The following is a 26,979-nucleotide window of genomic DNA, read 5'->3' on the forward strand; positions in this document are numbered from 1 at the left end:
GACCGGAATAACAGGAGCAACCGGAATAACGGGGTCGATCGGAGAAACGGGACCGACCGGAATAACAGGAGCAACCGGAATAACGGGACCGACCGGAATAACAGGAGCAACCGGGGAAACGGGACCGACCGGAATAACAGGAGCAACCGGAATAACGGGGTCGATCGGAGAAACGGGGCCGACTGGAATAACAGGAGCAACCGGAGAAATGGGACCAACTGGAGAAACCGGATCAATAGGGATAACGGGAGCAACAGGAGCAACAGGTCCTACTGGGGGCATTGGTCCTATAACCACAACCAATTTGTTATATTACACTTTTGCAGATGGAGAGAAACTTATATATACAGATGCTGACGGGATACCTCAATATGGTACAACGAATATTTTGTCTCCTAGTGAAGTTTCTTATATTAATTTGTTTGTTAACGGAATACTGCAACCACAACCATTATATGAAGTGAGTGCTGGTAAATTAACTTTATTGGATACGCAACCACCATCGCAAGGATCTTCAATTATATTACAATTTATCATTATTAATTAAAAGGACAGTTCCTTAATGAAAAGGAATCTGTCCTTTTTGTTTTATATTTGAATAGTTAAAGTTAAGTGAAGGTACATTCAATTTCTAGCTGTTATAAATGGTTGAATGATAGGAATTTTAACTTCAATCCTTTTCATAGTGTATTGGAATAAAATATAAAATGAATTTTTCAATATAGTATATGAGAGTTCTCTATAATACAAACGGCTTCATGTTTAAAAAAGAGAACACAATCTTAGTAAAGAAATAAGGTATATTTATATGAAAAAAATGGCACTGTTAATTGTTGAGTATATTCAAATTAATATGTGTATTTAAACCTAAGAGATAAACGTGGAAAAATAAAATAAACTCTTAAGTTTAGGTATTTAATCTAAGCAGTCAATTATTAAAAACATATAATTAATATGTGAGTCATGAACATAATTAAATAGCGTTTGCAAGTTTAATTATATTTCATGTTTCCTATTTTAAGTCAATATATAACACATACTCTTTTACAACTTTATGATCCTTATAATAGGAAAAACTCAAATATAAAACAAGTAAGGAGGACATAAATGACAAGTAATAATTGTTTCGGTCATAACCACTGCAATAATCCGATTGTTTTCACTCCAGATTGCTGTAACAATCCACAAACAGTTCCAATTACTAGTGAGCAATTAGGTAGATTAATTACTTTACTAAACTCTTTAATTTCGGCTATTGCAGCGTTTTTTGCAAATCCAAGTGATGCAAACAGATTAGCTTTACTCAATTTGTTTACTCAACTATTGAACTTACTAAATGAATTAGCACCTTCTCCAGAAGGGAATTTCTTAAAACAATTAATTCAAAGTATTATTAATTTACTACAATCTCCTAACCCAAATCTAAGCCAATTACTTTCTTTATTACAACAATTCTACAGTGCTCTTGCACCATTCTTCTTCTCTTTAATTATTGACCCTGCAAGCTTACAACTTTTATTAAACTTATTAACTCAATTAATTGGTGCTACTCCAGGAGGCGGCCCAACAGGTCCAACAGGTCCAACAGGTCCAGGAGGCGGAGCAACAGGAGCAACAGGAGCAACAGGAGCAACAGGAGCAACAGGAGCAACAGGTCCATCAGGAGTAACAGGAGCAACAGGCCTAACAGGAGCAACAGGAGCAACAGGAGCAACAGGAGCAACAGGTCCAACAGGAGCAACAGGTCCAACGGGAGCAACAGGTTTAACTGGTGCAACAGGCTTAACTGGTGCAACAGGAGCAACTGGTGGCGGAGCTATTATTCCATTTGCTTCAGGTACAACACCATCTGCGTTAGTTAACGCGTTAATAGCTAATACAGGAACTCTTCTTGGATTTGGATTTAGTCAGCCTGGTGTAGCTTTAACTGGTGGAACAAGTATCACATTAGCATTAGGTGTAGGTGATTATGCATTTGTAGCACCACGCGCAGGGGTTATTACGTCATTAGCTGGTTTCTTTAGTGCAACAGCTGCTTTAGCTCCATTATCACCTGTTCAAGTGCAAATACAAATATTAACTGCACCTGCAGCAAGCAATACGTTTACAGTACAAGGCGCACCTCTTTTATTAACACCAGCATTTGCCGCAATAGCGATTGGTTCTACAGCATCAGGAATCATTGCTGAAGCTATTCCAGTAGCGGCTGGAGATAAAATACTACTGTATGTTTCATTAACAGCAGCAAGTCCAATAGCTGCAGTTGCTGGATTTGTAAGTGCAGGTATTAATATCGTTTAATTTGTTACAATGTTTAGTAGGAAATTAAACAGGGGTTTGTATATAGTCCTTCCTAATAAATTTAGGAAGGACTATATTTTTTTGGAAAATAAGTAATAAATCAATTGAACAATTACTCTTTGTTAAGTTCGTATAAAAAAGTATAATTTACCCTTTCTCATTTAAGGAATAAGTTATGTAACTTTAAAAATTTTCGATCAGAAAAAAAGATGAATTCTTTAAAAAAAGAATTCATCCATAAAATAAACTATTTATTTTTATTGCAGTTACATCCTTTTTTCTTTACATAGCCTTGCTCGGCTAAGTCTCTTTGCGATTGGGAATTGGAAGATTGAGAATTGGAAGATTGAGAGGATGCTGAAGAGCTACTATTTTTATTATAAGAGTAGTTTTTTCGATAGTTATAATTACTCATAGTACTATCACCTCCAATTTAATATATAAATATTATATGTATGTACACTATCAATTGTTACTATTATTAATAGGAAGAGAACATACAATAAAAAAATCTCCTCGGTATTTTCCTAGGAGATAAATGATGATTCTTTTAAAAATTTACAAATTAATAGCCCCAGTAAAGAGGAAAGTAATAAGAATCTTGGGGATACGGATTATGTTGTTGAGGGAGGGGATGGGTTGGGTAATTTTTCATTCCACGGTTTTGATTGCAGTTTGCCGGAGGGCCAATAACAGTAGTTGATTGAATAGGAGAAACCGCTTGTTTCCATTGTTGTTCATTGAGGCAGTAAGTATGGGCCATCATATGAGCAGGAGTTAATCTTAAAATATCAGAACCGAAAATAACTTCTGGCGCTGGGGCATTGAAAATAGCTAATAAATGAGTATTATCAGCTGTAGCAATTTCATAATGCCACCACGCTTGTGGAATGTTGGCAACTTGCCCCGGTTTTATCGGTAAGTTTAATATTTGATTCGTAAATGGATTAAGTAAAGAAACAACAGCAGACCCTGAAATACAATAAACAAGTTCAGCTGCATTTTGATGAATATGTGGTTCTACAACATTTCCTGTACTTAAATAAATATCTAATAAAGAAGTATTTTCTAAAGTGTTTAATTGTTTAATACCAAGTACATTTATATAATTTTGGGCATCTTTCCGAAAAAAATTACTTTTATTTACATCATAAGTAAAATTGGTTGAAGGGGAGGTATAGTCGATGTTGGCAGTCAATTGTATTACCCGCCTTTCTATAGGTAAGTTAGGTTACAAAATTAGGATATGTGTCTAGTCTTTGTTTTGTGCTGTTGTCGGTAGCTTAATAAATTCACTTATTCCATAAAGAATAAAGTATAAAGATTAAACTATATTCGTATTCCCATTCATACTTTGGATTGATGGAAAAAAGTAATGAAAATGTTAATTTAAAAGTACATCAATCATTTATAAGGAGTGAATGTTCATGTCATTTAGTGAAATGATTAGAAATGAAGTACTCAGCTGGGCGGGTGTTTCTGAAAAACCGCATCGATTTGGTGGTATTGAAATAAATTATGGTAAGAAAGAACTTGGCCATCTTCATGGTGATAAATTAGCTGATTTACCATTTCCGAAGTTAAAGCGAGATGAATTAGTGAAGCAAGGATTGGTAAAACCACATCACGTATTACCTGAATCAGGATGGATCAGTTATTATATAAAGAGTGAAGAGGATATTCCATTTGCAATTGAGTTATTTCGTATGCAATATGACCGAATTAAAAAGTAATGAAATAAAGTAGGGTAATAAAAATTTATTTTCATGTCACATCCCTCCTTAATCGTTCGTCTTGTATGTAGAACGATAAGGAGGGATTTTATTATGAATACATTTGATGTAGCAATTGTTGGCGGTGGGCTTGCTGGATTAACAGCATCTATATATTTAGCGAAAGCTGGAAAGAAAGTGATTGTATTAGAAAAATCCAGTCAATTCGGTGGCCGAGGGATGACTATAAATAAAAATGGAATCTGCATGAATCTTGGTGCACATGCTTTATATAGAGGCGGGGCAGCGTTTATAACTTTTAATGAGCTCGGTTTGAATCTTCCAGGTGGAATACCATCTACAAAAGCACATGGAATATGGAAAGGGGATATATTCACCATCCCAACAGATTTTCGCTCAATTTTATCAACACCACTACTTTCGTGGTCTGCAAAAGTACAATTCTCACGTCTTATGATTCGTTTAGGAAATTTAGATGTAGGAGAAGTTCCGAAAATGAGTCTAACTACATGGGCAGAAAATGAAATAAAAGATCCAATGGTTCGTAATATATTTTATGCGCTATGCCGGACAACAACATATACGTTTGCTCCTACAATACAATTAGCATCATCTGTACTAAAGCAAATACAGCTTTCTATAAAAGAAGGAGTGCTTTATGTAGATGGTGGTTGGGAGACGATAATAGCAAAATTAAGAGATTTAGCGAATGATGTCGGGGTAAAATTTTTGGCTAAAAAGCATGTTTTGGAAATAGAGCATTATGAAGATAAACAAAGAATACATTGTGTTGATGATGAGGTTTTTGCAGTAGATACAGTCATCGTGACGACTCCGCCAAAAGAGGCTTGTAAAATAATAAAAGGTGCAGAAGGAACAAGTTTGCATAGATGGAATGAACAATCGGTACCGGTTACTGTTGCTGCATTAGATATTGGCTTGAGACAATTACCCAATCCTACACATCAATTTGTATTAGGATTAGATCAACCTATATTTTTCACAAATCAATCGAGAGCAGCTAAATTAAGTGAAGATGGATCAATTGCAGTGAGTCTAATTAAGTACCATAATCCTGTGCTAGAGATGAATCATATTCATGAAGATAAAGAACAGTTGGAAAGTACGATGGAGTTGTTACATCCAAATTGGAAAAGAGAAGTTGTTGCACAGCAATATTTACCGAAAATAACAGTAGTACATGATTTTCCTCATATTGACCGTGTTGAAAAGCCGGGTCCTAATATACCTGAAATGCCAGGTGTTTATGTTGCAGGAGATTGGGCAGGGCATGATGAAATATTAGCTGATGCTGCGGTAGCAAGCGGGAAACGAGCAGCGTTACACATTTTAAAGCAATATGAAAGTGAGGCAGTTCATCATGGAAACGGAGCAGTTATATGAAGCGTATCAACCATTATTATTTTCGTTAGCATACAGAATCCTTGGGAGTGTTATGGATGCTGAGGATATCGTTCAGGATGTATTTATCTCGCTAAATAATATAGAAGATCCTCAATCTATAGAAAATATGAAAGCATATTTATGTAAGATGGCGACAAATCGTTCAATTGATAAATTACGATCGGCAGCGCATAAACGTAACGTGTATGTAGGGATGTGGTTACCAGAGCCACTTGTAGACGAGAGTGATGAGCCATCAAAGTCATTTATAATGAAAGAATCCCTTTCCACCGCATATTTATTACTTTTACAACAACTATCTGAGGTAGAAAGGATTGTTTTCATATTAAGAGAGGTTTTCAGTTATGAATACGAAGAAATAGCTTCAATTGTTGATAAGAGTAGTGTGAACTGTAGAAAAATCTTTCAACGTGCACGAAAAAGCATGTTGGAGAAACCGAAGCAATCAAAATTAAGCACGGAGAAAATGGCTTCTTATGTTGAAAAGTTTGTAGCATCATTACAGTGTGGGGATACGGAAGGTATGTTGGAAGTATTAAAAATAGATGCTATATTCAAAGCTGATGGTGGCGGTAAAGTTACAACTGCGATCAATCCGATTTATTCTGCAGATCGAATTATACGTTTGTTCTTTGGGATTGCACAACGATTGACAGAAGAGTACACTGTTGATTTCAAAATGGTTAATGGTATACCAGGAGTTATAGTTACGATAAATAATAAAGTAACATATGTTCTTTCGTTTGCATTTGATGATGAGAAAATTTCAAATATTTATATGATGGTTAATCCTGAAAAACTTATGCATTTAAATGTAAAAATATAAAAAAGCGCATTTCTTTAGAAATGCGTTTTTTTATTATTTTTCTAACATTTCAAGAGGTACATCTTTTTCGCCAGCTACCTCAAATTTAATTTCCCCGTCTTCTTCATAAATACGTGTAATAATCGGTATAGTAATCATTAATTTTTTATGCTGCTTTCGTTTTCGAGCAGCATCTAAGCTAATCACGTTCATTTGTAAGCATCCTTTCTTCTGGAAATATATAAACAAAGAAAATGCGTCCGAAAAGGGCGCTTAATTGAATTTGAAATACCGATTCATTTAAATGGGGTTTATATAATTTAATAACTGCAATTTTAATATGAAATAATATGAATGGAATAATTGCACGTAGAAATTAACTTTACCAAAAAACGAAACAATATGCTATAAAAAATTATAAATCTTTGTCATATAACGGGAAAAAGGATTTCGTTTCGCATATAATAAAAGTAGACGGGCAGCAAGAGCTTTTTCATCATATTGCTTGGAAAGGCGATGAAAAGAATGGATACGTTAGATTCGTTATTACTTCAACTTGAACAATATGGAGAAGAGCATGATCGGAATAAAAAAATACGGGAAGAAAAATTACGGAATATTTCTCGTGAGATGGGGCAATTTTTATCAATTTTAGTAAAAGGGTGTAATGCAAAAAACATTTTAGAAATCGGAACTTCTAATGGTTATTCTACATTGTGGTTAGCTAATGCGGTAGAAGAAACAAATGGAAATGTAACAACTGTAGAGCTTTCTTCAGAACGAGTTGGAGAGGCACTTGTCAATTTTGAAAAGGCAAACCTTTTACAAATGATTGATGTTCACAATCAAGAAGCAGGGGCATTTTTAGATTCACAACTAGATGATTCATTTGATTTTATTTTCCTAGATTCAGAGCGTACGCAATACATGTGGTGGTTTGAGCATATAAAACGTATGTTACAGCCAAAAGGTTTTCTTGTTGTTGATAATGCAACTTCTCATGCAAGTGAATTAGATGAGTTTATAAAAATGATTGAAGAAGATGATACGTTTGAAACAGTGTTATTAGCGTTTCAAAAGGGAGCATTTGTAGCTCGCAAAAATAAATAGAAGTGAGTGTAATAGAATTATCACATTGAAAACGGGTGAATGTCAAAAGATTGAGTGTAGCACGATTAAAAGAACGTAAATTATTTAGGAAATATATGAAGAATCCGCCTTCAGCATGTAGTTCTCTAGGTCTTAAGTCTGAGGAAAATTATGTTGATTACAGGTATACTTATAGTAAGAAACAGGGAATGACTGCATAAACAGACATTTCTAAAAAAATCGATTTCAAGCAATCAGAATGTGTATGAAATACGATATAATTGATGAAATATAGTGCATATAAATTCGCACATATAAATAAAGGAGCGATTTTGTTGACTGAACTCGAGAAAAAAGAACCTGTATCCATTGTGAAAGATAATAATGTAGAAGTAGTGGTTGATACAGTTATAAAAGATGAAGAACTTGATGAATTAAATAAAGAAGCCGATCTTTATGTACAAAAGTTAAATAGCGAGCAAAATACAGATTTATCAAAAGTATTGTCGCAGCTAGGAGATTTGGGGGATAAAGAACAACAAGCAGCAGGACAAACGTTATCAGCATTAAAACGTCCTGTCACAGCGATGATGAATGGAAAGAATGAAGAAATTCCAAATACATTGTTAGAATTACGCAAAGTAGTATCAGAGCTTGATCCGAATTCATTAAAAGCAAGTGGTATGAAGAAAATTATGTTTAAAGTATTTAAGAAAAATCCACTTGAAACATACGTGCATAAATATCAATCTATAGATAAGCAAATTGAGGAAATTATTAGATCCCTTCTAATTGGTCGTGATAACTTACAAGAGGATACAGTTGGTCTTGAAATGTTAAAAGAACAATCGCACGATAAAATTCATGCTCTTGATAAACAAGTATACTTAGGGAAAAAGCTTGCTGGCATGCTTGAAGCTGAGAAACAAAACCCAGAGCGTCAAAGGGATATTCCGTTAATTAACGATGCATTAGAAAAGATACTTGTACGTACACGTAATATGCAGCAAGCGAAAAGTGTATTATTACAATCTATAGCTTCTGTAGACATCATTAAGAAAAATAATGAAAAATTAACAGAGGCGATACGTAATGCGATTACGATGACACAAAACGTTGTAACAGTTTCAGCTGCTATTCAGCTTGCATTAACGAATCAACGGAAAACAATTGATGCCGTAAATGCGACGAATGAAGCAATTGAATCGATGGTATTAAGTAATTCTCAAGCGTTAAAACAAAATACAGAAGAAACGACGAAATTGCTTGAAAACCCTGCTATTAGCATGGATAAATTACGTGAATCATTCCAAAATGTGTTCGCTGCAATTGAAGCATCTGAAAAATCGTCAGAACGTATTATTGAGTCAAGCAAGAAGTTCGTTATTGAACTAGACACATTTAATGATGAGATGAAGCAGAAACTCATTCAGCGTCCAAGGAAATAACGGATTATTAGAGGAGGTGAACAAATGAGTTTCATTCAAACAGTACTATTACTACTCGGTACATTGCTTTTAATAGCATTTACTGTCGTTGTTTTAGTCGTATACTTCGGGCGGAAACTGTATTTTTCATGGACGAAGCCATATAAAAGAGCGCAAGATTCTCTAGATAAGATATCAAACAAATCAATACCGTTTCTACAAGAATTTACACAACATCCACTGTTTTATCGCTGGATTCGCACCGAAGGAAAGAAAGAACAAAATACATTAAATACTCTATTTTGTGCATCAGGTCAACGGACGAGAGAGCAAGTCTTCTCGATGTTACCGAAAGAAAAGCAGAAAAAAGTGCATGTAATGGCAAAAACTACGAAAAAGCTTACGAATGAAGATATTGATGTGGCTGCGATGAAAGTGAAAGATTTCTTAAGACAAGAAACGCAGCAAACTGTAAAACCGACAGACTTATCATTTTACAAATTGTATTTTTATGACCGTTATCCAGACGCATTAAATACAATTCAAGCGTATAAACGCTCAATAAATCCTTCATTACAAAGAACGGTTGATGATATTACAATTTCGGTATTAAATGCACTTCCGTACTATCAAGAGCAACGCATGTTTGAACAACAACATAAACTTGAAACATTCTTAATGAAAGATTTAACGGCCATGTTATCGTTGGTAGTACAATTACCACCTTCACAAAGACCAGAGAAGGAAGAAGAACTGAAGATCTACTTGGAAAATTTCAAAAAAGAAATGGAAGTAGTAGAGCGAGATATTCGCGACTCGATTGATCACGATTTAAATGTGAAGATGAGGGCAGCGACTGAGAAGTTTAAGAATAAATAGAAGAGATCGCCTAAAAAGTTGAATGTTTCAGCTTTTAGGCGTTTTTTTTTGTGAATTTAGAGAGTGCAATCTTTTGTGAAATTATATATACAAACGTTAATAAATGGTAAAATATAGAGTGTTTTTTTATACTTTGTGTAAACAATTATTATAAAAGGGGTATGATATTGTGCTATTTGAGTTAGTTATACTATTTGTAATTCTATTTATATTTCTTGGCTACCCTATTAGTAAAGCTTGGGATAGTTTCCAATCGAAGGAGGAGAATTCCTCAAGTATACTAAAGTTCGAGCCACAGGAAATATTATCACTGGGTTTGAGTTATTTTATCTTTGGTTTAGGTATTATGTGGAATGCAAATGATGTAAGAGCAGGAATACCATTACATAAATTTGAAAAGAACGGAATGATGTCTGATCAATATGCTTCTTTAGCCCATGACCACATTACGATAGTAGTTCTCTTAGTTATTTTAGGTGGAGTTTCGTATTGGAAATTAACAACAGGCTTAATAAAACTTTCACCAATATTTTATATTTTTTATAGTACTTTAATGATAGTAAACATTGTATATACATTCATCTATATTACCCATACAGGCTTTGCCTTTTATACGGAATTAGGAGGATTGAGATACATTCCAGTCTTTTGTATTCAAGTTGGAATGCTTGCCTTTAGTCTATTATTCTTAGCTAAATTAAGAAATACATTAGGTTATTTCATACAATCTCAGAATGAGAAAGATTATACGCAGAGCAACAGAATTATATTATTGCTGTATCGTATTTCTTTTGGATATCAAAAAATGGCTACCGTCTGGATGATAAGTTTATTTCCTGTCTTGTTAATTGTTCAATTTATTTTAATACTGTTTGGCCAAAAACCAGATAGTTTTATAAGAGTGTTTATGGAAACAAGTAGTTTTAATTATTCTAAGATTCCTGCCCCAAGTCCTCAAATTGTCTCCGGGGATGGGCATTATTTATGTACAGTTTCTGTGAAAGGCCATAAAAACATCGTTAAGCCATTACGAGCAGGAATTAGGCATGGGGAAAGAATTACAGTTAATCGACAGTTATTAATTGCGAACGCTTTTGAAAATGTAATTGAGGAGCGGGTACCAAAATGTCATAAAGTTATTCGTAATTTTTATGATAAATACGGTTATCCGATTAGTAAACATATTAATACGAAATGGTCGGCTGATTTTGTTTATATTTTAATGAAGCCACTAGAATGGTTCTTCTTATTTGTACTTTACACAGTAGATAAAAACCCTGAGAATAGAATTCATATTCAATATAGTGAACTACGAAAATAAAAGTAAGAGCCCGCATTCAAAAAAATGGGGGCTCTTACTTTTATTTTGCTTGAATAGTAGATTTACTAGAAGCCACACTTTCATTATGCAATCGATCAACTGCAGTTACGACATAGGTATACGTTTCTCCGGAAATAGCGGTTTTATCTACATAAATTTCTCCAAGTTTTGTTTTTCTTACAGTAGTAAGTAAATTTTTTGGGTTTTGTATATCCACTTCATTTTTCCCATTCGCGCGGTAAATAGCGTAATAAGCAGAATCATTATCTCTATTGTCAATGATGCCAATTGCAATACCTTCATTTCTTGGAATGGCACCTTTTAAAGTCGGTTGTTTTGGTGGATCATGATCAATCCAAGGCATAGGCGGGATTAATGCAGGATGTTTATATATGTCTTTTGAGAGTCTATCTTTAACTCCAAGTGGATTGTTATTAATATCTTTTAAGCTAAAATGCATACTACCTTTTATTTCAGGATATAGCCGGTTTAATGCAATTTGTCTTGGATATTCTTCTGGATCAGACCAAGCAGGGACGGAGTTATTATTAATTTTATAGGCCGCTTGACCAATGTATAGGTGAATCGGTTTGTTATTTGTTTCTTTAACCCACCAATCTACTAATATGTCATATGCAGCTGGGGTGAAACCTATATTCCAATATATTTGCGGTGTAATGTAGTCAATATATCCTTTTTGTATCCACTCACGTGTGTCAGCATAAAGGTCATCATAGTTTCTTTGGCCTGCGGTTGTGTTAGAGCCAGTGGGATCGTCAGCTATATTTCGCCATACGCCGAACGGACTAATGCCAAACTTTACATATGATTTTTCTTGTTTTATAGCAGTATTTAAATCTTTTACAAGTTCATTTACATTGTTACGTCGCCAATCTTCTATATTTGTAAATCTACTGTTATTATATGTTTCGTACGTTTTCTGATCTGGAAATTCTTCACCGGCTACTTTATATGGGTAAAAATAATCATCCATATGCAGCGCATCAATATCGTAATTTTGTACGATTTCTAAAGCGCCTTCTGTTATAAATTTTTTCACTTCCGGAATACCGGGATTGTAATATAACTTTCCGCCATAAGGGACAACCCAATCGGGATGTTGCCTTGCAGGGTGATTATTTGATAATCGATTTATATCGGTGTGATTCATCGTTATTCGGTATGGGTTAATCCAAGCGTGGAATTCTATATTTCTTTTATGAGTTTCTTCAATCATAAATGCGAGCGGGTCATAACCAGGATCTTTTCCTTGTGTTCCTGTAATGTATTCAGACCAAGGACCGTAATTTGAAGGATAGAAAGCATCAGCGGTTGGTTTAATTTGTACAACAACTGCATTCATACCAGTGCTTTTTACATTGTCTAATAATCTTATAAATTCTTGTTTCTGTTTTTCAATGGGTAAGCCAGTTTTTGAGGGCCAATCAATATTCAGAACAGATGCAATCCATACAGCACGTAATTCATGTTTTTTGTACGTAGTATTTACTTCAGCATAAGTAAAGTGAGGGGGAATGAAAGAGAAAGGGATGAACAAGATGACGATACAACATATCATTAATAAACGTTTAACGATCATTTATACGCCTCCCTATCATATGATTATTTAAAATAATATATGAGGCGAGGTTGACTTTGCAATAGAGAAAATTGCATATTGAAACATTAATTTAATAGGAAAAATATTTTTAATGAAATTCACTTTCATTATAACTAAATTCATTTACTACTTCATATGCTTGTTAGTAAAGTGAAACTTCCTTTCATTTGAAGGGTAATAAATTATAAGTATAGGAGGATTAATAAATGAAAGTTTTGTTCGTCTGTTCTGGAGGAATGTCCAGTGCAATTGTTGTAAACGCTTTAAAAAAAGAAGCGGAGAAAAATGGTGTGAACATGGAAGTGCATGCAATTGGAACGAATGAGGTAGAGGAAGAAGTAAAGAATGGCTGGGATGTCGTAATGGTGGCACCTCAAATAAGACACCGATTTGACTCTGTAAAAAAATTTGCAGAGGAGGAATCTATTCCGTGTGGCATCATACCGCCGCAAGCATACACACCGCTTGGTGGCCCGACTTTATTAAAAACTGTAAATGAATTAATAAGTTAGGGGGAAACGTTATGAATAAGTTTGTCACGTTTCTTGATAAAAACTTATCTGGACCGATGGCAAGGCTTTCTGAGCAGAGACATTTACAAGCAATCCGTGATGGAGTTATTTCGGCGTTACCATTTATTATAGTAGGAAGCTTCTTTTTAATAGTAGCATTTCCACCACTGCCGAAAGATAGTTTCATATCAGTTTGGGCATTAAAGAATCAAACAAGTATATTGATACCATATCGTTTAACCATGTTTATTATGTCTTTATATATCGCATTTGGAATAGGATATAATTTAGCGAAAAGTTATAAATTAGATGCTTTATCAGGAGCACAGCTCGCGGTATGTTCACTACTTTTAACATTAACGCCTGAGTTAATTGATAAAAAAGGATTCATGCTTCCGATGACAAATCTCGGAGGTCATGGATTATTTGTGACGATGATTGTTTCTATTTTATCCGTAGAGATTTTAAGATTTTGTAAGAAGAAAAATGTAATGATTAAAATGCCAGAACAAGTACCGCCATCTGTATCGCGTTCATTTGAAGCACTTATACCTGCAGCATTCGTTATTATTATAATGAGTCTAGTAACTGTCGTTTTTAGCATTGATTTACACCATGTTGTTGATAAATTAGCAGCACCATTAGTAAAAGCTGGGGATAGTTACTTCGGTGTAATGATTCCAGTGTTTTTAATTACGTTTTTTTGGTCATTCGGAATCCATGGTGTGTCGGTTGTTGGAACTGTTGCTAGGCCATTATGGGAAGTATACCTAGGGAAAAATGGAGAAGCAGTTGCTAGTGGAGCAGATCAGTTGCCATTTATTTCACCAGAGCCGTTATATCAATGGTTTATATGGATTGGCGGTTCTGGTGCGACGTTAGGGCTTGTATTAGCTATGATTATATTTGGTCGATCGAAATATTCGAAAGCATTATCAAGAACTTGTATTGTTCCAGGTATTTTTAATATTAATGAACCAGTCATATTCGGATTACCGATTGTACTAAATCCAATTTTAATTATCCCATTTATCATTACACCACTTGTAACAGCAACTGTTGCATATTCAGCAACTGCGATGGGATTTGTAACACCAACGCATATTATGCCGCCATGGACACTACCTGCTCCAATTGGTGCATATTTAGCAACAGGTGGAGATTGGCGTGCGATTGTATTAGTTTTTATAAATATAGCAATATCGTTCCTTATTTATTTACCATTCTTTAAAATGTACGACAAAAATATGCTTGAAATTGAAAAAAATGGTGACGGGGAATCTGTTAATCCTTAATCTGCACGCTGTTATTTTGAGTGATAGACTTTTTGTCTATCACTTCTTTCACATTAAAACTAGAAAGGGGGAAATAGAATGAATATAAAATTTAGTTATAAAGGCGTATTTTTATTATTATTTGGAGTGATTTGTGCAAATTTACTTTTTGTCCCTTTATTAGGCATGCTAAATCTATCACAAATGTATAGTATCTGGCTTGTTACAAGTATTGCGGCAAGCGTTTTGCTTACGGTAGTTGTTTCTTTCATTGATGGATCGTTTGCATCGAAAGCTCAGTTGTTTTTTAGATTTATATTGTTTTCGATTGGTTGTACGTTCGTTACTTACATGATTGTTTTTTAGTAAATAGGAGGTCATGCACGTTATGTATATTGCAGGGGTAATGTCTGGTACTTCATTAGATGGAATAGATGTAGCGCTCGTTCATTTAGAAGGAAGTGGTGTAGATTCTAAAATCGAACTCATCCATTTTACTACTGTTCCATTTTGTAATGATATGAAAAATGAGATCCAACAAGCGTTATCAATTGAAAGTTCGAATGTCCAACTTATATGTAGTTTAAATTTTAAACTTGGTTTATGCTTCGCCAATGCTGTAAAGGAAGTTTGTAAAGAGGCCAATTTTCCTTTGATACAATTAGATTTAATAGGCTCTCACGGACAAACGATTTATCATCAGCCAAAGCAAGAAGGGAATATTATTTCTTCAACGTTGCAAATTGGGGAACCAGCAGTAATAGCATATGAAACGAACACGACGGTTATCTCGAATTTCCGAACGATGGACATGGCGGCAGGGGGACAAGGTGCACCACTTGTACCATATTCAGAGATTATTTTATATCGGCATCAAACTAAAAATAGACTACTGCAAAATATTGGCGGGATTGGTAATGTTACAGTGGTTCCAAGTAAACGAAGTAATGAGAGTGTTATTGCTTTTGATACTGGACCAGGTAACATGGTAATCGATGAAGTATGTCAAAGATTATTTCATGTACCATATGATCAAAATGGTTGGATCGCAAGTCAAGGGGTGGTTGTAGATGAAATTTTAACATACTGTATGAACCATCCATTTTTGAACGTGAAACCACCAAAATCAACAGGTAGAGAACAGTTTGGAGAAGCGTTTGTGACTGAATTATTAAATCGATTTGAAAAGCATAGTAAAAGAAATATATTGGCAACTGTCACGATGTTTACAGCATGTTCAATTGTTCATCATTATAAGGAGTGTATTTTACCGTATTATGACATTGATGAGGTGATTTTAGGTGGTGGTGGAAGTTATAATAATACACTTGTTGAAATGATACGGAATGGATTAAGAGAAGAGAAATGTAGTATATGTATACAAGAGGATATTGGTCATTCTTCAGCAGCGAAAGAAGCGATTGCATTTGCTATTTTAGCAAACGAAACGTATCATCGTAATCCGAGTAATGTGCCGAGCGCAACAGGTGCTAAGAATTCCGTGGTTTTAGGGAATGTAACATTCTCTCCAATATGTAAATGAAAATGAGGCGAATATATGAAGTATATGATTGGAGTAGATGGCGGGGGAACGAAGACAGAGGCAATTGCATTTGATCAAAATGGAAATGAAGTTGTAAGAGGTACGAGCAGATTTGGAAATGTATTAATAGATTTTGATCAGGCGCTTTTGCATATTATGGAAGCAATTAATCAATGCCAGAAGAATTTAATAAATGAGCATTGCGTTTGTATTTGTTTAGGATTAGCTGGTATAAGCGGAGCGAATACAAATGAATTAACATTACGTTTAAAAAAGAAATACGGAACAAAAATTGAAATTTTTAATGATGCAATGATCGCGCATGCAGCTGCTTTAAAAGGTAAGGATGGAATATTAACTATAGGTGGTACAGGGGCAATTTGTATCGGAAAGAAAGGAGAAGTGAATGAGTATAGCGGTGGATGGGGACATATTTTAGGTGATGAAGGGAGCGGATATTGGATTGCATTACAAGCTTTAAAGAAAATGACAATTCAATTCGATCAAGGAATCAGCCTTTGTCCATTGAGTTTGAATATTCAAAGGCAGTTTCAACTTTTGACACCGTCTCATATAAAAAGCTTAGTATATACTTCTTCTAAAGATAAAATTGCAGCAATCGCGCCATTAGTTATTCAGGCAGCGAGAAATGGCAATGATGATGCGCATGAAATTATAATGCGAGCTGGAAAGGAATTAGCAAGAATTACGGTAGATGTTTATAACAAGATGCAATTTAAGCGCTCAACTCCAATTGCAGTAAGTGGCAGTATATTGCGTTTAGTTCCTGAAATATTTGCTGCATTTAAGAAATGCTGTGAAGAAAGTATGAAAGAAATTACATTCGTATCACAAGCAGAAATGGCAGTGAAAGGAACATATTATTTAATGAGGGATATATATTTTTAAAAATAGCGCATGAGAATTTTTGTATGATTTGTAAAAATATGATGTTAAAATGTATAAAGGGATGTATGTTAAAAACGTACAATATACGTAGTAATTGAATATTGTATATGTATTCCTATTTAGAAAGTGAATGATTACATGATTAATAGTATGCAGTTTTTATATTTGGTGGCTTCTTATTTAATTGGAAACATATTGACCGCTTATATAGTAACAAAATTGAGACATAACGTTGATATTAGGGATGAAGGAAGCGGAAATCCTGGCGCAAGAAATATGGGGCGCGTATATGGAAAAGGGTATTTCATCGCTACATTTTTTGGGGATGCGATTAAAGGGGCAATCGTTGTTACTGTTGCAAAATATCTGTTTGAAGACCCTACATTCGTAATGTTAACATTATTGGCCGTTATTATTGGACATATTTACCCAGTTTTATTTAAAGGTAAGGGCGGTAAAGGTATTTCAACATTTATTGGAGGATTAATTGCATTTGATTATTTGATAGCGCTTACCCTCATAGGCATTTTTATTGTATTTTATTTAATATTCAAAGGATTTACGAAGCCAGGACTAATTACGATTGCTTGTTTACCAATTTGTATGATTCTTTATTCTTATTCTGTTGTTACGACTATTTTAAGTGGAATGATTATTGTACTTATTCTATATGTAAATCGAGAATAAAATAAATGTTTAATAAGTGGGGATAATCTCCACTTATCATTTTTTATTAAATAGATAAAGGAGATAAGGCATGGGGTTAATTTATAAAGTTGCTGATCAAGATTGGGAATTTGAAAGTATACATAAATTAAATTATAAAACTTTTGTAGAAGAGATTCCGCAACATGAAGAAACGAAAGACCGGTATCGTATAGATCGGTTTCATGAAGAAAATACATATTTAATTTGTTTAGATGAGGATAGATTAGTAGGTATGGTCGCGGTGCGGGGAAAACGACCATTCTCGTTAGATTATAAAATTTCAAATTTAGATGTTTATTTGCAAGAGCATGGAGAAAAAGTGTATGAAATTCGTTTACTTTCAGTAGAACGTGAATATAGGAATGGAAGAGCGTTGTTAGGATTAATCCGTTTTCTACATCGTTATTTGCTTCTAAATGGATATGAATTAGCACTCATTTCTGCAACAACACGTGAACTAGCTTTATATGAGCAAATGGGATTCAAAGTTTTCCATACGTTAGTTGGTACAGAAGAAGCGGCCTTTCAGCCAATGTATGTTACCCCTGCTATGTTTGAAGAATCGAGCGTTGGGGGGATTATGACGAAAGAATATACGTTTTTACCTGGTCCAGTAGATATTGAAGAGAACGTTCGAAAGGCATTTTCTACGCGGCCTATTTCGCATCGCTCTAAGTCATTTCAAGTGATGATGGACAATGTGAAAAAACGGTTACTTTACATGACAAAAGCAAAACATGTACAGCTTATGTTAGGAACAGGGACGTTAGCAAATGATGCGATCGCTTTACAGTTACGTTCTTTAAAAGGGAAAGGACTAGTATTAACAAATGGGGAATTTGGTAATAGATTAGTTGGACATGCAAAACGAGCACAGTTACATTTTGATACTTATAAAAAGGAAATGGGAGATCCATTTATTTATACCGAATTAGAAGAAATCATGACAACTGGAAATTATGAATGGCTTTGGTTTGTTCATCATGAAACATCTACTGGAATGTTAAACGATTTAAACGAGCTAAACACTCTTTGTAACGAGAATCAAATAAAACTATGTGTAGATTGCATAAGCTCAATTGGAGCAATACCATTAGACTTAAAGGATGTGTATTTTGCAAGTGGTGTTAGCGGTAAAGCGATTAAATCATATACAGGAATTTCTTTCGTTTTTCATAACCACATTGTAAAAATAAACGAGGCTGTGCCGGCCTATATGGACATTGGTATGTATGAAGAAAATGAAAGCATTCCATACTCACAATCATGGAATTTAATTTATGCATTGCAAGAAGCGTTGAAGAGATTTGAAGATGAAAAGGTATTTGTAAAAATTAAAGAGACATACGAGTATATTGAAGAAGTTATTACTGATATGGGGTTAAAGCTTGTTTCACCTAAAGAACATGCCACGAAAATTATATTTACAATTCAATTAAGCGAAGGTCAGTCTTCTAAAACGGTAGGTGATGCGTTAGCTTTACAAGGATATATTGTCCATTATGAATCAGCGTATTTACAAAAGAATAACTGGATCCAAATTGCATGCCTGAATCATTATAAAGAACGTGATATGAAGAGGATGTTAAATTGTTTGCAAATGTGTTTATTTCAGAGTGGGGTACATATATAAAGACTTTTTCTTTTCGTATAAAGGAGCTACGACTTACGAAAACTTAGGAATAGAACATTGGAAGAGGTGTAAGTATGATAACTAGAAAACTACCATTACATATAGACGATATTAAAAAAGCTCACAAGATTCTAGATAGAAATGCTCGTAAAACGCCATTAGTAAAATCTTTTTACTTGACTAGTAAAACGGGCGGAGAAATTCATTTGAAATTAGAAAATATGCAATTAACGGGTTCTTTTAAATTCCGTGGCGCATTTAATAAAATGTCGCGGCTCACGGATCAAGAAAAAGAAAAAGGTGTAATTGCATGTTCAGCAGGTAATCATGCACAAGGAGTTGCATTATCTGCTCATTTACTCGGTATTAAGAGTAAAATTGTTATGCCAATTTCTGCACCGCAGGCGAAAGTTGAAGCAACTAGAGGATATGGATCTGAAGTGATTTTACATGGTGAAACCTTTGATGATGCAAAGGCAAAATGTGAAGAAATTATAAGGGAAACAGGTGAGACATACTTACATCCATATGATGATGTAGAGGTAATGGCTGGTCAAGGTACAATTGGATTAGATATTCTTGATGATATGTGGGATGTAGATACTGTTATTGTACCAATAGGTGGAGGCGGAATTATTTCTGGTATTTCTGTAGCATTGAAATCTTTTAATCCATCGATTAATATAATTGGTGTCCAAGCAGATAATGTTCATGGAATGAAGGCATCTTACGATAAAGGAGCAATCGTAGAACATTATGAGGCACCTACTATTGCAGATGGTTGCGCAGTTAAAATACCAGGGGAATTAACATTTGAAATTGTAAAAGAATTAGTAGATGATATTGTAACTGTATCAGAAAAAGAACTGGAAGTAGCGATGAAAGATTTATTACAACGTGGGAAAGCTGTTGTAGAAGGTGCAGGTGCATTAGCAACTGCTGCACTTCTTGCAGGAAAAGTTGATAGTTATATAAAAGGGAAAAAAGTAGTAGCTGTTATATCCGGTGGGAACGTGGACTTACAGCGCATATCAAGTGTATGTGAGCACTTTTTTGTCGCTAATGAAGTGAAATAGTTTTATAAAAGAAGAGCTAAGAGAAATGATCTTAGCTCTTACTTTTTGTCTACCGTTTACTGTAAGTAGCAATAAATTTGCTGTTTAATGAATTGTTTTATTTAAGCGCCAATTTTTACACATATCTTGAATGTTACAATAATTATTTCAATATTGTCGAAACATAAGCAGAAATTTAATATAATAGTTTTAATATGCTAATGAGCGGTGAGGAGGGCAGGTCATGAATAAAGAAGAACAGGTCATGAACGGTTTCAGGGAATTTTATAATAAGCTGGTTTGGCTTAATAAAGATAAGATGGAAGAAGGTCTTAAAGGTTTTAAGTCTTCTGAAGTCCACTGCATTGAATATATTGAAAACAATGCAGATTCTAACGTGACACAACTCGCAGAGGCTTTTTATGTGACTCGCGGTGCTATAAGTAGAATGACTAAGAAGCTCATACAAAAAGGCCTTGTTGAAAGCTACCAAAAGTCAGAAAATAAGAAAGAAATTTATTTTAGGCTTACCGAACAAGGGAAAGAAATTTATAAAATCCATGAAAATTTGCATAAAGAGTTTCAAGAGCGGGATAAAGCTGTATTTGAGCAAGTAACTGAAGAAGAATTCAACAGTATAATTAGCTTTGTGGAAAAGTATAGTAGACATTTGGATGCGGAAATAAAGAAACAAGGTATACATATTAAATCGTAATACATTTTAATAATGAAAAGGCAGCCTTACTCTAATGAGAATAGGCTGCTTTTTTATTATGTTATTTTTGTTGACTAATCAACAAAATGGAGTTATCATTTTTATTGACGAAGCAACAAAAATGTTTTGAGGAGAGAAGTTAAATGTCTATATTTAGATCACAAAATGAAAGGGAAACTGAAAAAAACATAGATAAACATGCTTTACTATTCGGACTTATTTCTGTATTTCTTTGTGGTATAGGTTTCAGTATCATCATGCCTGTAGTTCCATTCTTAGTACAGCCATATATAAGTAATCCAGAAGAACAAGCATTAGTTGTTACACTACTAACTTCCGTATATGCGGCTTGCGTGTTTTTAGCTGCCCCAGTACTCGGAGCTTTAAGCGATAAATATGGGCGTCGTCCATTACTTTTAATATGCTTATTTGGTTCTGCAATTGGGTACTTAGTTTTTGGTATAGGAGGAGCTTTATGGGTACTATTTGCTGGACGCATAATAGAAGGAATAACAGGCGGGAGCATAAGTACTATCTTCGCATATTTTGCAGACATTATTCCAAAAGAGCAGAGAACGAAATACTTTGGATGGGTGAGTGCAGTTGTAGGTGCGGGAACTATCATTGGCCCAACCATTGGGGGGATACTTGCCAAGTTTGGTGATACTGTACCTATGTATTTTGGTGCAATCATAACGTTAATAAATGTTGTATATGGAATCAAATATATGCCTGAGAGCCTTGAAAAAAATAATAGGTTGAAAGAGATTACTTTTGTAAGGTTAAATCCTTTTGCACAGCTAGCAAACATACTTTCCATGAAAAATTTAAAGTGGTTACTTGTCTCAGCGTTTTTACTTTGGATACCTAACGGATCTTTACAAGCAATTTTCACGCAATTTACAATGGATACTTTCAGTTGGAAACCTGCATTAATCGGACTTATGTTTTCAATTTTGGGTTTTCAAGACATTGTTTCACAAAGTTTTATCATGCCAAAGCTTTTGATTAAGCTTAGTGATAAACAAATAGCAATTCTTGGGATGGTTTCGGAGATTATAGGATACAGTTTTATTGCGGCATCAGCTTTGTTTTCACTCTATCCACTACTTATCGTTGGGATGCTGATGTATGGTTTTGGGGATTCAATTTTCGGACCTTCATTCAACGGGATGCTTTCAAAGTCTGTTAGTTCTAGTGAACAAGGAAGGATTCAAGGTGGAAGCCAATCTATTCAAGCTTTAGCAAGAATGATTGGTCCTATTATTGGAGGGCAAATCTATGTATCGCTTGGTCATGCTGCACCTGCTTTTATGGGTATGATCCTTATAGTCGCGGCAATAGCAGTTTTGTATAAGGGGACACATGCAACTGTATAACAGATAGAAATAAGAACAAATAAAAGGGTGCCAGAACTTAGGAATAAGTGCTGACACCCTATTTGTTTACGGTTTGAGGACTAAGAGAAATTCTTTTACTGTTTAGGAATTTATTCTGCAATGCTCTCATGGTAAATGACTAGATAGTTTAATTATGCTTGTGCTGAAGTAAATAATGACTCCATCTTTACTTTGCTCTTCTCTCGAATTTCAGCATCTGCGTGTCTCATAACGTATTTATGCGCTACAGCGATTGCTAAAACATCATCTAATAAGCCAATCCCAATAATAGCAGCTATATCTGGAATGAAATCGATTGTTAATACGTAATAAGATAAAGCGGCTAATATTATGAATTTTGCTTTAGTAGGTAATTCTTTCTTTTTCATTGTGTAGAATAAAATAATACTTTCATATACGCTGGATTTACCGAGGTTTACAGAGCTTTTTTTGAACTTTTTCCAAAGTGTCTGTTTCTCCATATAAACACTCCTTTTACAAAAACATAGATTTTTTAAAAGGATGGACAAAGAAGTGAGAGATTAATCAATTTTATTGTTTTTCTTAATTATATATTTCCATAAAAATAGGGGAATACCTGTTCAAAATAATATAATTTGGATTATGAAACGATTCACAGTGTTCCGTTACATATTATATATATTGTAAAATGTATGTGGGTGATTTAGTTATTATTATGCATTTTATAAGCGGTATGGGGGAAGAAAAATGAAAATAATAGAACTACCAATTGAATTCGAATTTAACGGGCAAAAACAATGTATTTATCCAAGTTTAATTATATTACATAATGAATTAACGTTAGTTGATACAGGATATCCAAGTTTTTTACCTTTAATTGAAAATGCAATATTAAAACATGGATATGAGATGAAAAACTTAAAGAATATAATTATTACCCATTATGATGACGATCATATAGGGGCTGTATATGATTTTAAAGTGAAATATCCAAATATTAATGTTATTGCTAGTGAAATTGAATCTAACTATATTAATGGTGATATAAAATCAGAGAGGTTAGTTCAAGCTGAAGAAATGTTAGAACGTATGCCAAATGAAGAAAAAGAATTTGGCAAATGGTTTATACAACAGTTAAAAAATATAAAACATATTTCCGTCGATGAAAAAGTACATGATGGTCAAATGATTTTGAATAATGAATGTCAAGTAGTGGCAACGCCAGGACATACCTCGGGGCATATTTCATTATATTTTCCGAATTTAGATTGTGTAATTACGGGAGATGCGGCTGTTCAAGAGAATCGTGAGTTAGTAATAGCTAATCCGAATTTTTGTTTGGATATAGAAAAAGCGAAACAGTCTTTAAATAGGATTAAAAGTTTTAAAGCAGCACAGTATTATTGCTATCATGGAGGAAGATTTTCTCTATAAAACAATAAAAAAACGATTTTCCGTAAAATTTAAATATATATGTATAAGAGACCTATATATTTAAACAAAGGTCATAGGGGAAGATGAGTTTATTATTTTAAACTAATAAAAAATAAGAGAGGCGTTATTATAGTCTCTCTTTTTATTTTTGAAAGAATAAATATGGTTCTTTCGGGGAAAATAAGTTAACAATAAACTTAAAGGAGTTGTTTTAAATGAGTATTTTAGGATGGGCTAAAGTTTTAGAAACGATAAAAATGCTAAATGACTTAAATAAGTTATCCTATTTTAGTTTAGAAAAATATTGCGAGGAGAATAATCTGACCTATCATAAAATTATTAATTTTATGGAAATCGCTAATGATATCATTGATGATAATTCTCCTTTAGTAGAAGCGTTAAAACAGGATAAAGAAGAATTAAGCAAGCTGAAAAAAATAAAAGGGAGAACAACGGTAGGCAATCTGGAAATTTTGGCAATCGATTAAAAAATTTTAACCAGTTGTAAAAAAAGAGAGATGGAATGGAACGTGTTAATATATTGTTAAAATTTTTTATTACTGCTTTTGGTGGCTATTGCGAGTACTTTTTAGGAGAGTGGGATACGACATTAAAAGTTCTCGTTATTATAGTAGCCATCGACTATATTACAGGTGTATTCGCAGCGGGATACAACGGGAAATTAAAAAGTAAAGTTGGTTTTAAAGGCATTGCCAAAAAGGTGGTGCTTTTTCTTTTCGTCACAGCCGCTACTCTAGCTGATGCAATCATGAGAACAAATAGTGCAATTCGTAAAGCGACAATCAATTATTTAGTTTTTTCAGGTATATGCTTCCAAAATTCACTAATCCAGTATTTGGTATATTCTGTGTTAGACGGTCTTTCTAAATCTTTTTTTACATTATTTTCAAAAAAACCCCCTATTTCAAGAGAGAATACTTGTGATTTTATTGAATCTATAATTTCTTTATCTTGTATAACTATGGTTAACTTGCCCTTATTAAAATGCCACTCTGGCAGGTCGTTATTAAAAGCATAAATATAATATCTTTGGTTCTCATATTCTCTATACTCTATTTTTATACAAACATATTTTTCTAAAAAGGAATCTTTATCGAGTAAAAGTTCCATTCCATTATTAAAATACTCATCTATCACCTAACACCGCTACTAGCATTATGGAAATGTTTCGTAAACATTATACAAGAGAATGAATGAAAAAAGAGGCGTCCTGTGGGGCATTTTTTTGTTTAAGTCCTGTTTGTAAAATACCATATGTGAAACTCATAAAATTTTTAATTTTTTATGGGACAAACTCCATAATCAATTCTTTTGAGAAAGAATATTATGTATTGAATATAAAATTTATTAGAAAAGGATTTGATGAGAAGTTGCCAAAACCACCAAAACCACCAAAACCACCAGGTGGAGGTAATACTAACAATTGTAATAGCTTGTGCAATGCAATAGCGAGTAATTTAAAATTAGCGAGTGATTTGAATGCAGCTGGTTTCAACGTGAGTGTACATTTGGAATATGATGAAACTCCAAACAATGCAATAACAATTACGGTTACAAGCGTTAATCTTCAAAATTGTACAATTCAAGGTACAAGAGAAGGAACTGGAGAGAACAAAATGATAACTTGTGCTTTTGCGTTTGCGAATTATATCGATATGCAAATAAATTAGTCCTTGAAACGATAATCAAAATAAAAAACCGACTCTATGAGTCGGCTTTATTTGTTTTCTACAACAGAATGTTGCCATTATTGTTTGGCTGTAGTAGGGATGGTATTAGATGAAAAGTTATCAAAATTAAATGTATTTATTGTTTTACGATTGTAATTAATCTTCATGACATTTTTATTTTTCTTATTTCCGTATGTATCTTCAAGCTCAAAATCCCTCAAGAATACAACCTCACTAATATTTTTTTCCTTCGCGATGTCTTTCAGTATAGAGGTGGTATCTTTCCACATGCTTTTTTAATTATGAATAGTTGAAAGAAGTCGATTCATTAGCATTAGCTAATGCGTAATTAAATTTGCAAACTGCGTATAAGAATTTTTGTAGTGGTAAAGTAGAAAATCTTATACAACGAATCGAGTGGATGGAATATTATGTTGTTTTATAGTTATATCAAATTAACAAAATTGAAAATGGTGAAACTTAAGTAACATAGAGAGATATCGTAAAACCATATCATCAAATCATGCGCCATTTCGATGACACCAATTGGCAAGTATTACGTGGCTATTTTGACTGAATTTGAAAAGGGAATCGTTCAGAAAGAAGTAGCAAGTGTAGTTAGATTAGACTTCGTAATGACTGAATTATACATGAGTAGTGAAGATGAGAAAGCCAATTATCCTCGCTTTTATCATCAAATGTCAGAAAGATTAAGTATTAGCAAGACGTGTGAAAGGTTCAGAGCGCTGGAATAAACAAAGCATTCATGTAGCGAAGGTGCATAAAAAGATCGCCAATCAATGTGAAAATTTTCTTCATCATAAGTCTAAAAAATTAGCTGCGAATTTTGATGTTGTAGCAATAGAAGAGATACATATGAAAGGAATGTCATGAGCACTTCGCTTTGGTATGAGTGTAGCGGATAACGGTTGGCGGATGTTCACGAAATTTTTAGCATATAAGCTACACGACTAAGGAAAAAAGCTTGTAAAAATAGATAAATGGTTTCCTTCTACAAAGGTGTGTAGTCGTTGCGGCAACAAAAAAGAACTGCTATTATGTAAACTGACAATCTGTCGTGACTATAACGCAATTATCAATATCAAAAAGGAAGCCATGCGGTTATTAGCATTGATATAAATCGTGAGAAATAACCTTTGGAACAAGGAAGTTAGCTCGGCTGTCCTAGAACAAATTCGTTAGTTATTAAAATATACAGAAAATCTTTATTAATTTCTTGTTCAATTTTAGCACCCTGTAATTATATTTTATCCTCGAAATGACATGAAATTGAAACACCATATCGCAAAATTAAGTGAATTTGAGTGGTTTCGAAGGCTACACGAAGATACAAAGTATACAAGTTTAATTTGGAGTAATAGAAAAATTAAGAAGTTCATTTTGTCTTCTACTAACATGGAAGCATTAATAAAATCTGAGAAAAAGCAAAAAGAATTTGTTCATCTAGTACAGGATGAATATAAAAAAAGAAGATAAGAATTTTTTTATTTTTCATATTTGGCGAAACAAATGGTACAATGAA

At 33.8% G+C, this 26,979-nt stretch carries 28 protein-coding genes and 1 pseudogene; 25 read left to right on the forward strand and 4 right to left on the reverse strand.

The genetic code is table 11. The features are described from left to right. Nucleotides 1–547: DUF4183 domain-containing protein (locus IBT51_RS10330; protein ID WP_200483279.1), on the forward strand; the 547-nt coding region annotated here is incomplete at its 5' end. Between the two features lie 560 nt (nucleotides 548–1,107). Further along, nucleotides 1,108–2,301, forward strand: a complete 1,194-nt coding sequence (locus IBT51_RS10335; RefSeq protein WP_200458371.1) for an exosporium glycoprotein BclB-related protein — start codon at nucleotides 1,108–1,110, stop codon at nucleotides 2,299–2,301. 565 nt (nucleotides 2,302–2,866) lie between these two features. Here the strand turns inward: IBT51_RS10335 and IBT51_RS10340 are convergent. Continuing rightward, nucleotides 2,867–3,499: a cupin domain-containing protein gene (locus IBT51_RS10340; RefSeq protein WP_088024096.1), complete on the reverse strand. Its 633-nt coding sequence runs from the start codon at nucleotides 3,497–3,499 to the stop codon at nucleotides 2,867–2,869. A 229-nt stretch (nucleotides 3,500–3,728) separates the two neighbouring features. Between IBT51_RS10340 and IBT51_RS10345 the strand changes: the two genes are divergently transcribed. From IBT51_RS10345 to IBT51_RS10355, 3 genes are all read left to right on the forward strand, one after another. Then, entirely contained in the window at nucleotides 3,729–4,034 is a 306-nt protein-coding gene (locus tag IBT51_RS10345) for a luciferase domain-containing protein (protein ID WP_000010317.1), read from the forward strand. Nucleotides 4,035–4,127: 93 nt separating this feature from the next. After that, on the forward strand, nucleotides 4,128–5,438 hold the full coding sequence (locus IBT51_RS10350; protein WP_200458370.1) for a phytoene desaturase family protein: 1,311 nt from the start codon (nucleotides 4,128–4,130) through the stop codon (nucleotides 5,436–5,438). After that, entirely contained in the window at nucleotides 5,416–6,285 is an 870-nt protein-coding gene (locus IBT51_RS10355; protein ID WP_200458369.1) for a sigma-70 family RNA polymerase sigma factor, read from the forward strand. Before IBT51_RS10350 ends, IBT51_RS10355 begins: the two co-directional genes overlap by 23 nt. Before the next feature lie 33 nt (nucleotides 6,286–6,318). Here the strand turns inward: IBT51_RS10355 and IBT51_RS10360 are convergent, their stop codons facing one another. After that, nucleotides 6,319–6,477, reverse strand: a complete 159-nt coding sequence (locus tag IBT51_RS10360; RefSeq protein WP_001100984.1) for a hypothetical protein — start codon at nucleotides 6,475–6,477, stop codon at nucleotides 6,319–6,321. A gap of 303 nt (nucleotides 6,478–6,780) precedes the next feature. Here IBT51_RS10360 and IBT51_RS10365 point away from each other — a divergent pair, with 303 nt between their 5' ends. The 4 genes from IBT51_RS10365 to IBT51_RS10380 all read left to right on the forward strand — a co-directional run bounded on the left by IBT51_RS10365 (nucleotide 6,781) and on the right by IBT51_RS10380 (nucleotide 10,980). Then, complete coding sequence (locus IBT51_RS10365; RefSeq protein ID WP_088024113.1) at nucleotides 6,781–7,374, forward strand: O-methyltransferase; 594 nt, start codon at nucleotides 6,781–6,783, stop codon at nucleotides 7,372–7,374. A 314-nt stretch (nucleotides 7,375–7,688) separates the two neighbouring features. Further along, nucleotides 7,689–8,801, forward strand: a complete 1,113-nt coding sequence (locus IBT51_RS10370; protein ID WP_000137402.1) for a toxic anion resistance protein — start codon at nucleotides 7,689–7,691, stop codon at nucleotides 8,799–8,801. A gap of 24 nt (nucleotides 8,802–8,825) precedes the next feature. After that, nucleotides 8,826–9,659: a DUF3974 domain-containing protein gene (locus IBT51_RS10375; protein WP_000008372.1), complete on the forward strand. Its 834-nt coding sequence runs from the start codon at nucleotides 8,826–8,828 to the stop codon at nucleotides 9,657–9,659. Nucleotides 9,660–9,828: 169 nt separating this feature from the next. After that, nucleotides 9,829–10,980: a DUF6688 domain-containing protein gene (locus tag IBT51_RS10380; RefSeq protein ID WP_029442296.1), complete on the forward strand. Its 1,152-nt coding sequence runs from the start codon at nucleotides 9,829–9,831 to the stop codon at nucleotides 10,978–10,980. Between the two features lie 40 nt (nucleotides 10,981–11,020). Here the strand turns inward: IBT51_RS10380 and IBT51_RS10385 are convergent, their stop codons facing one another. Next, the gene (locus tag IBT51_RS10385; RefSeq protein WP_200458368.1) at nucleotides 11,021–12,580 is read right to left on the reverse strand and encodes a glycoside hydrolase family 10-like protein; all 1,560 of its coding nucleotides are present in this window, start codon (nucleotides 12,578–12,580) and stop codon (nucleotides 11,021–11,023) included. Between the two features lie 227 nt (nucleotides 12,581–12,807). On the opposite strand from IBT51_RS10385, the gene IBT51_RS10390 reads away from it, so the two are divergent. From IBT51_RS10390 to IBT51_RS10435, 10 genes are all read left to right on the forward strand, one after another. Continuing rightward, the gene (locus IBT51_RS10390) at nucleotides 12,808–13,113 is read left to right on the forward strand and encodes a PTS sugar transporter subunit IIB (protein WP_000865907.1); all 306 of its coding nucleotides are present in this window, start codon (nucleotides 12,808–12,810) and stop codon (nucleotides 13,111–13,113) included. 11 nt (nucleotides 13,114–13,124) lie between these two features. Continuing rightward, nucleotides 13,125–14,408 (forward strand): PTS sugar transporter subunit IIC, encoded by a 1,284-nt coding sequence (locus IBT51_RS10395; protein ID WP_001032277.1) that lies wholly within the window; start codon nucleotides 13,125–13,127, stop codon nucleotides 14,406–14,408. Nucleotides 14,409–14,486: 78 nt separating this feature from the next. After that, the gene (locus tag IBT51_RS10400) at nucleotides 14,487–14,753 is read left to right on the forward strand and encodes a hypothetical protein (RefSeq protein WP_049107814.1); all 267 of its coding nucleotides are present in this window, start codon (nucleotides 14,487–14,489) and stop codon (nucleotides 14,751–14,753) included. Nucleotides 14,754–14,775: 22 nt separating this feature from the next. Further along, nucleotides 14,776–15,930 carry an anhydro-N-acetylmuramic acid kinase AnmK gene (gene anmK, locus IBT51_RS10405; RefSeq protein ID WP_200458367.1) on the forward strand — a complete coding sequence of 385 codons (1,155 nt, stop codon included), beginning with the start codon at nucleotides 14,776–14,778 and terminating at the stop codon, nucleotides 15,928–15,930. 15 nt (nucleotides 15,931–15,945) lie between these two features. Then, nucleotides 15,946–16,839, forward strand: coding sequence for a BadF/BadG/BcrA/BcrD ATPase family protein (locus IBT51_RS10410; protein WP_088024084.1), 894 nt, complete (start codon nucleotides 15,946–15,948; stop codon nucleotides 16,837–16,839). A 138-nt stretch (nucleotides 16,840–16,977) separates the two neighbouring features. After that, a complete protein-coding gene (plsY, locus tag IBT51_RS10415; protein WP_075719135.1) occupies nucleotides 16,978–17,526 on the forward strand; it encodes a glycerol-3-phosphate 1-O-acyltransferase PlsY in 549 nt (182 codons plus the stop codon). Nucleotides 17,527–17,596: 70 nt separating this feature from the next. Continuing rightward, entirely contained in the window at nucleotides 17,597–19,180 is a 1,584-nt protein-coding gene (locus tag IBT51_RS10420; RefSeq protein WP_200458366.1) for an aminotransferase class V-fold PLP-dependent enzyme, read from the forward strand. Nucleotides 19,181–19,254: 74 nt separating this feature from the next. Then, nucleotides 19,255–20,256: a bifunctional threonine ammonia-lyase/L-serine ammonia-lyase TdcB gene (gene tdcB, locus IBT51_RS10425; protein WP_061661061.1), complete on the forward strand. Its 1,002-nt coding sequence runs from the start codon at nucleotides 19,255–19,257 to the stop codon at nucleotides 20,254–20,256. Nucleotides 20,257–20,479: 223 nt separating this feature from the next. Then, nucleotides 20,480–20,950, forward strand: a complete 471-nt coding sequence (locus IBT51_RS10430) for a MarR family transcriptional regulator (RefSeq protein WP_200458365.1) — start codon at nucleotides 20,480–20,482, stop codon at nucleotides 20,948–20,950. A 143-nt stretch (nucleotides 20,951–21,093) separates the two neighbouring features. Further along, entirely contained in the window at nucleotides 21,094–22,329 is a 1,236-nt protein-coding gene (locus tag IBT51_RS10435) for an MFS transporter (protein ID WP_200458364.1), read from the forward strand. 152 nt (nucleotides 22,330–22,481) lie between these two features. On the opposite strand, the gene IBT51_RS10440 is transcribed toward IBT51_RS10435, so the two are convergent. Then, nucleotides 22,482–22,811, reverse strand: a complete 330-nt coding sequence (locus IBT51_RS10440) for a YkvA family protein (protein WP_000415089.1) — start codon at nucleotides 22,809–22,811, stop codon at nucleotides 22,482–22,484. Nucleotides 22,812–23,058: 247 nt separating this feature from the next. Here IBT51_RS10440 and IBT51_RS10445 point away from each other — a divergent pair, with 247 nt between their 5' ends. The 6 genes and pseudogenes from IBT51_RS10445 (at nucleotide 23,059) to IBT51_RS10470 (ending at nucleotide 26,933) form a co-directional block, all read left to right on the forward strand. Then, a complete protein-coding gene (locus IBT51_RS10445; RefSeq protein ID WP_200458363.1) occupies nucleotides 23,059–23,745 on the forward strand; it encodes an MBL fold metallo-hydrolase in 687 nt (228 codons plus the stop codon). Between the two features lie 215 nt (nucleotides 23,746–23,960). Next, nucleotides 23,961–24,233, forward strand: a complete 273-nt coding sequence (locus tag IBT51_RS10450) for a hypothetical protein (RefSeq protein WP_065212739.1) — start codon at nucleotides 23,961–23,963, stop codon at nucleotides 24,231–24,233. A 35-nt stretch (nucleotides 24,234–24,268) separates the two neighbouring features. Continuing rightward, nucleotides 24,269–24,784 (forward strand): phage holin family protein, encoded by a 516-nt coding sequence (locus IBT51_RS10455; RefSeq protein WP_200458362.1) that lies wholly within the window; start codon nucleotides 24,269–24,271, stop codon nucleotides 24,782–24,784. 175 nt (nucleotides 24,785–24,959) lie between these two features. Beyond that, the gene (locus IBT51_RS10460; RefSeq protein ID WP_200458361.1) at nucleotides 24,960–25,436 is read left to right on the forward strand and encodes a hypothetical protein; all 477 of its coding nucleotides are present in this window, start codon (nucleotides 24,960–24,962) and stop codon (nucleotides 25,434–25,436) included. A 310-nt stretch (nucleotides 25,437–25,746) separates the two neighbouring features. Next, nucleotides 25,747–26,576 (forward strand): annotated as a pseudogene (locus IBT51_RS27010) (RNA-guided endonuclease InsQ/TnpB family protein); the annotation flags it as partial. A 144-nt stretch (nucleotides 26,577–26,720) separates the two neighbouring features. Next, complete coding sequence (locus tag IBT51_RS10470; RefSeq protein WP_200458360.1) at nucleotides 26,721–26,933, forward strand: hypothetical protein; 213 nt, start codon at nucleotides 26,721–26,723, stop codon at nucleotides 26,931–26,933. Nucleotides 26,934–26,979 lie beyond the last annotated feature (46 nt).

The sequence above is a fragment of the Bacillus sp. S71 genome (genome assembly GCF_016625265.1).
GTDB lineage: Bacteria > Bacillota > Bacilli > Bacillales > Bacillaceae_G > Bacillus_A > Bacillus_A cereus.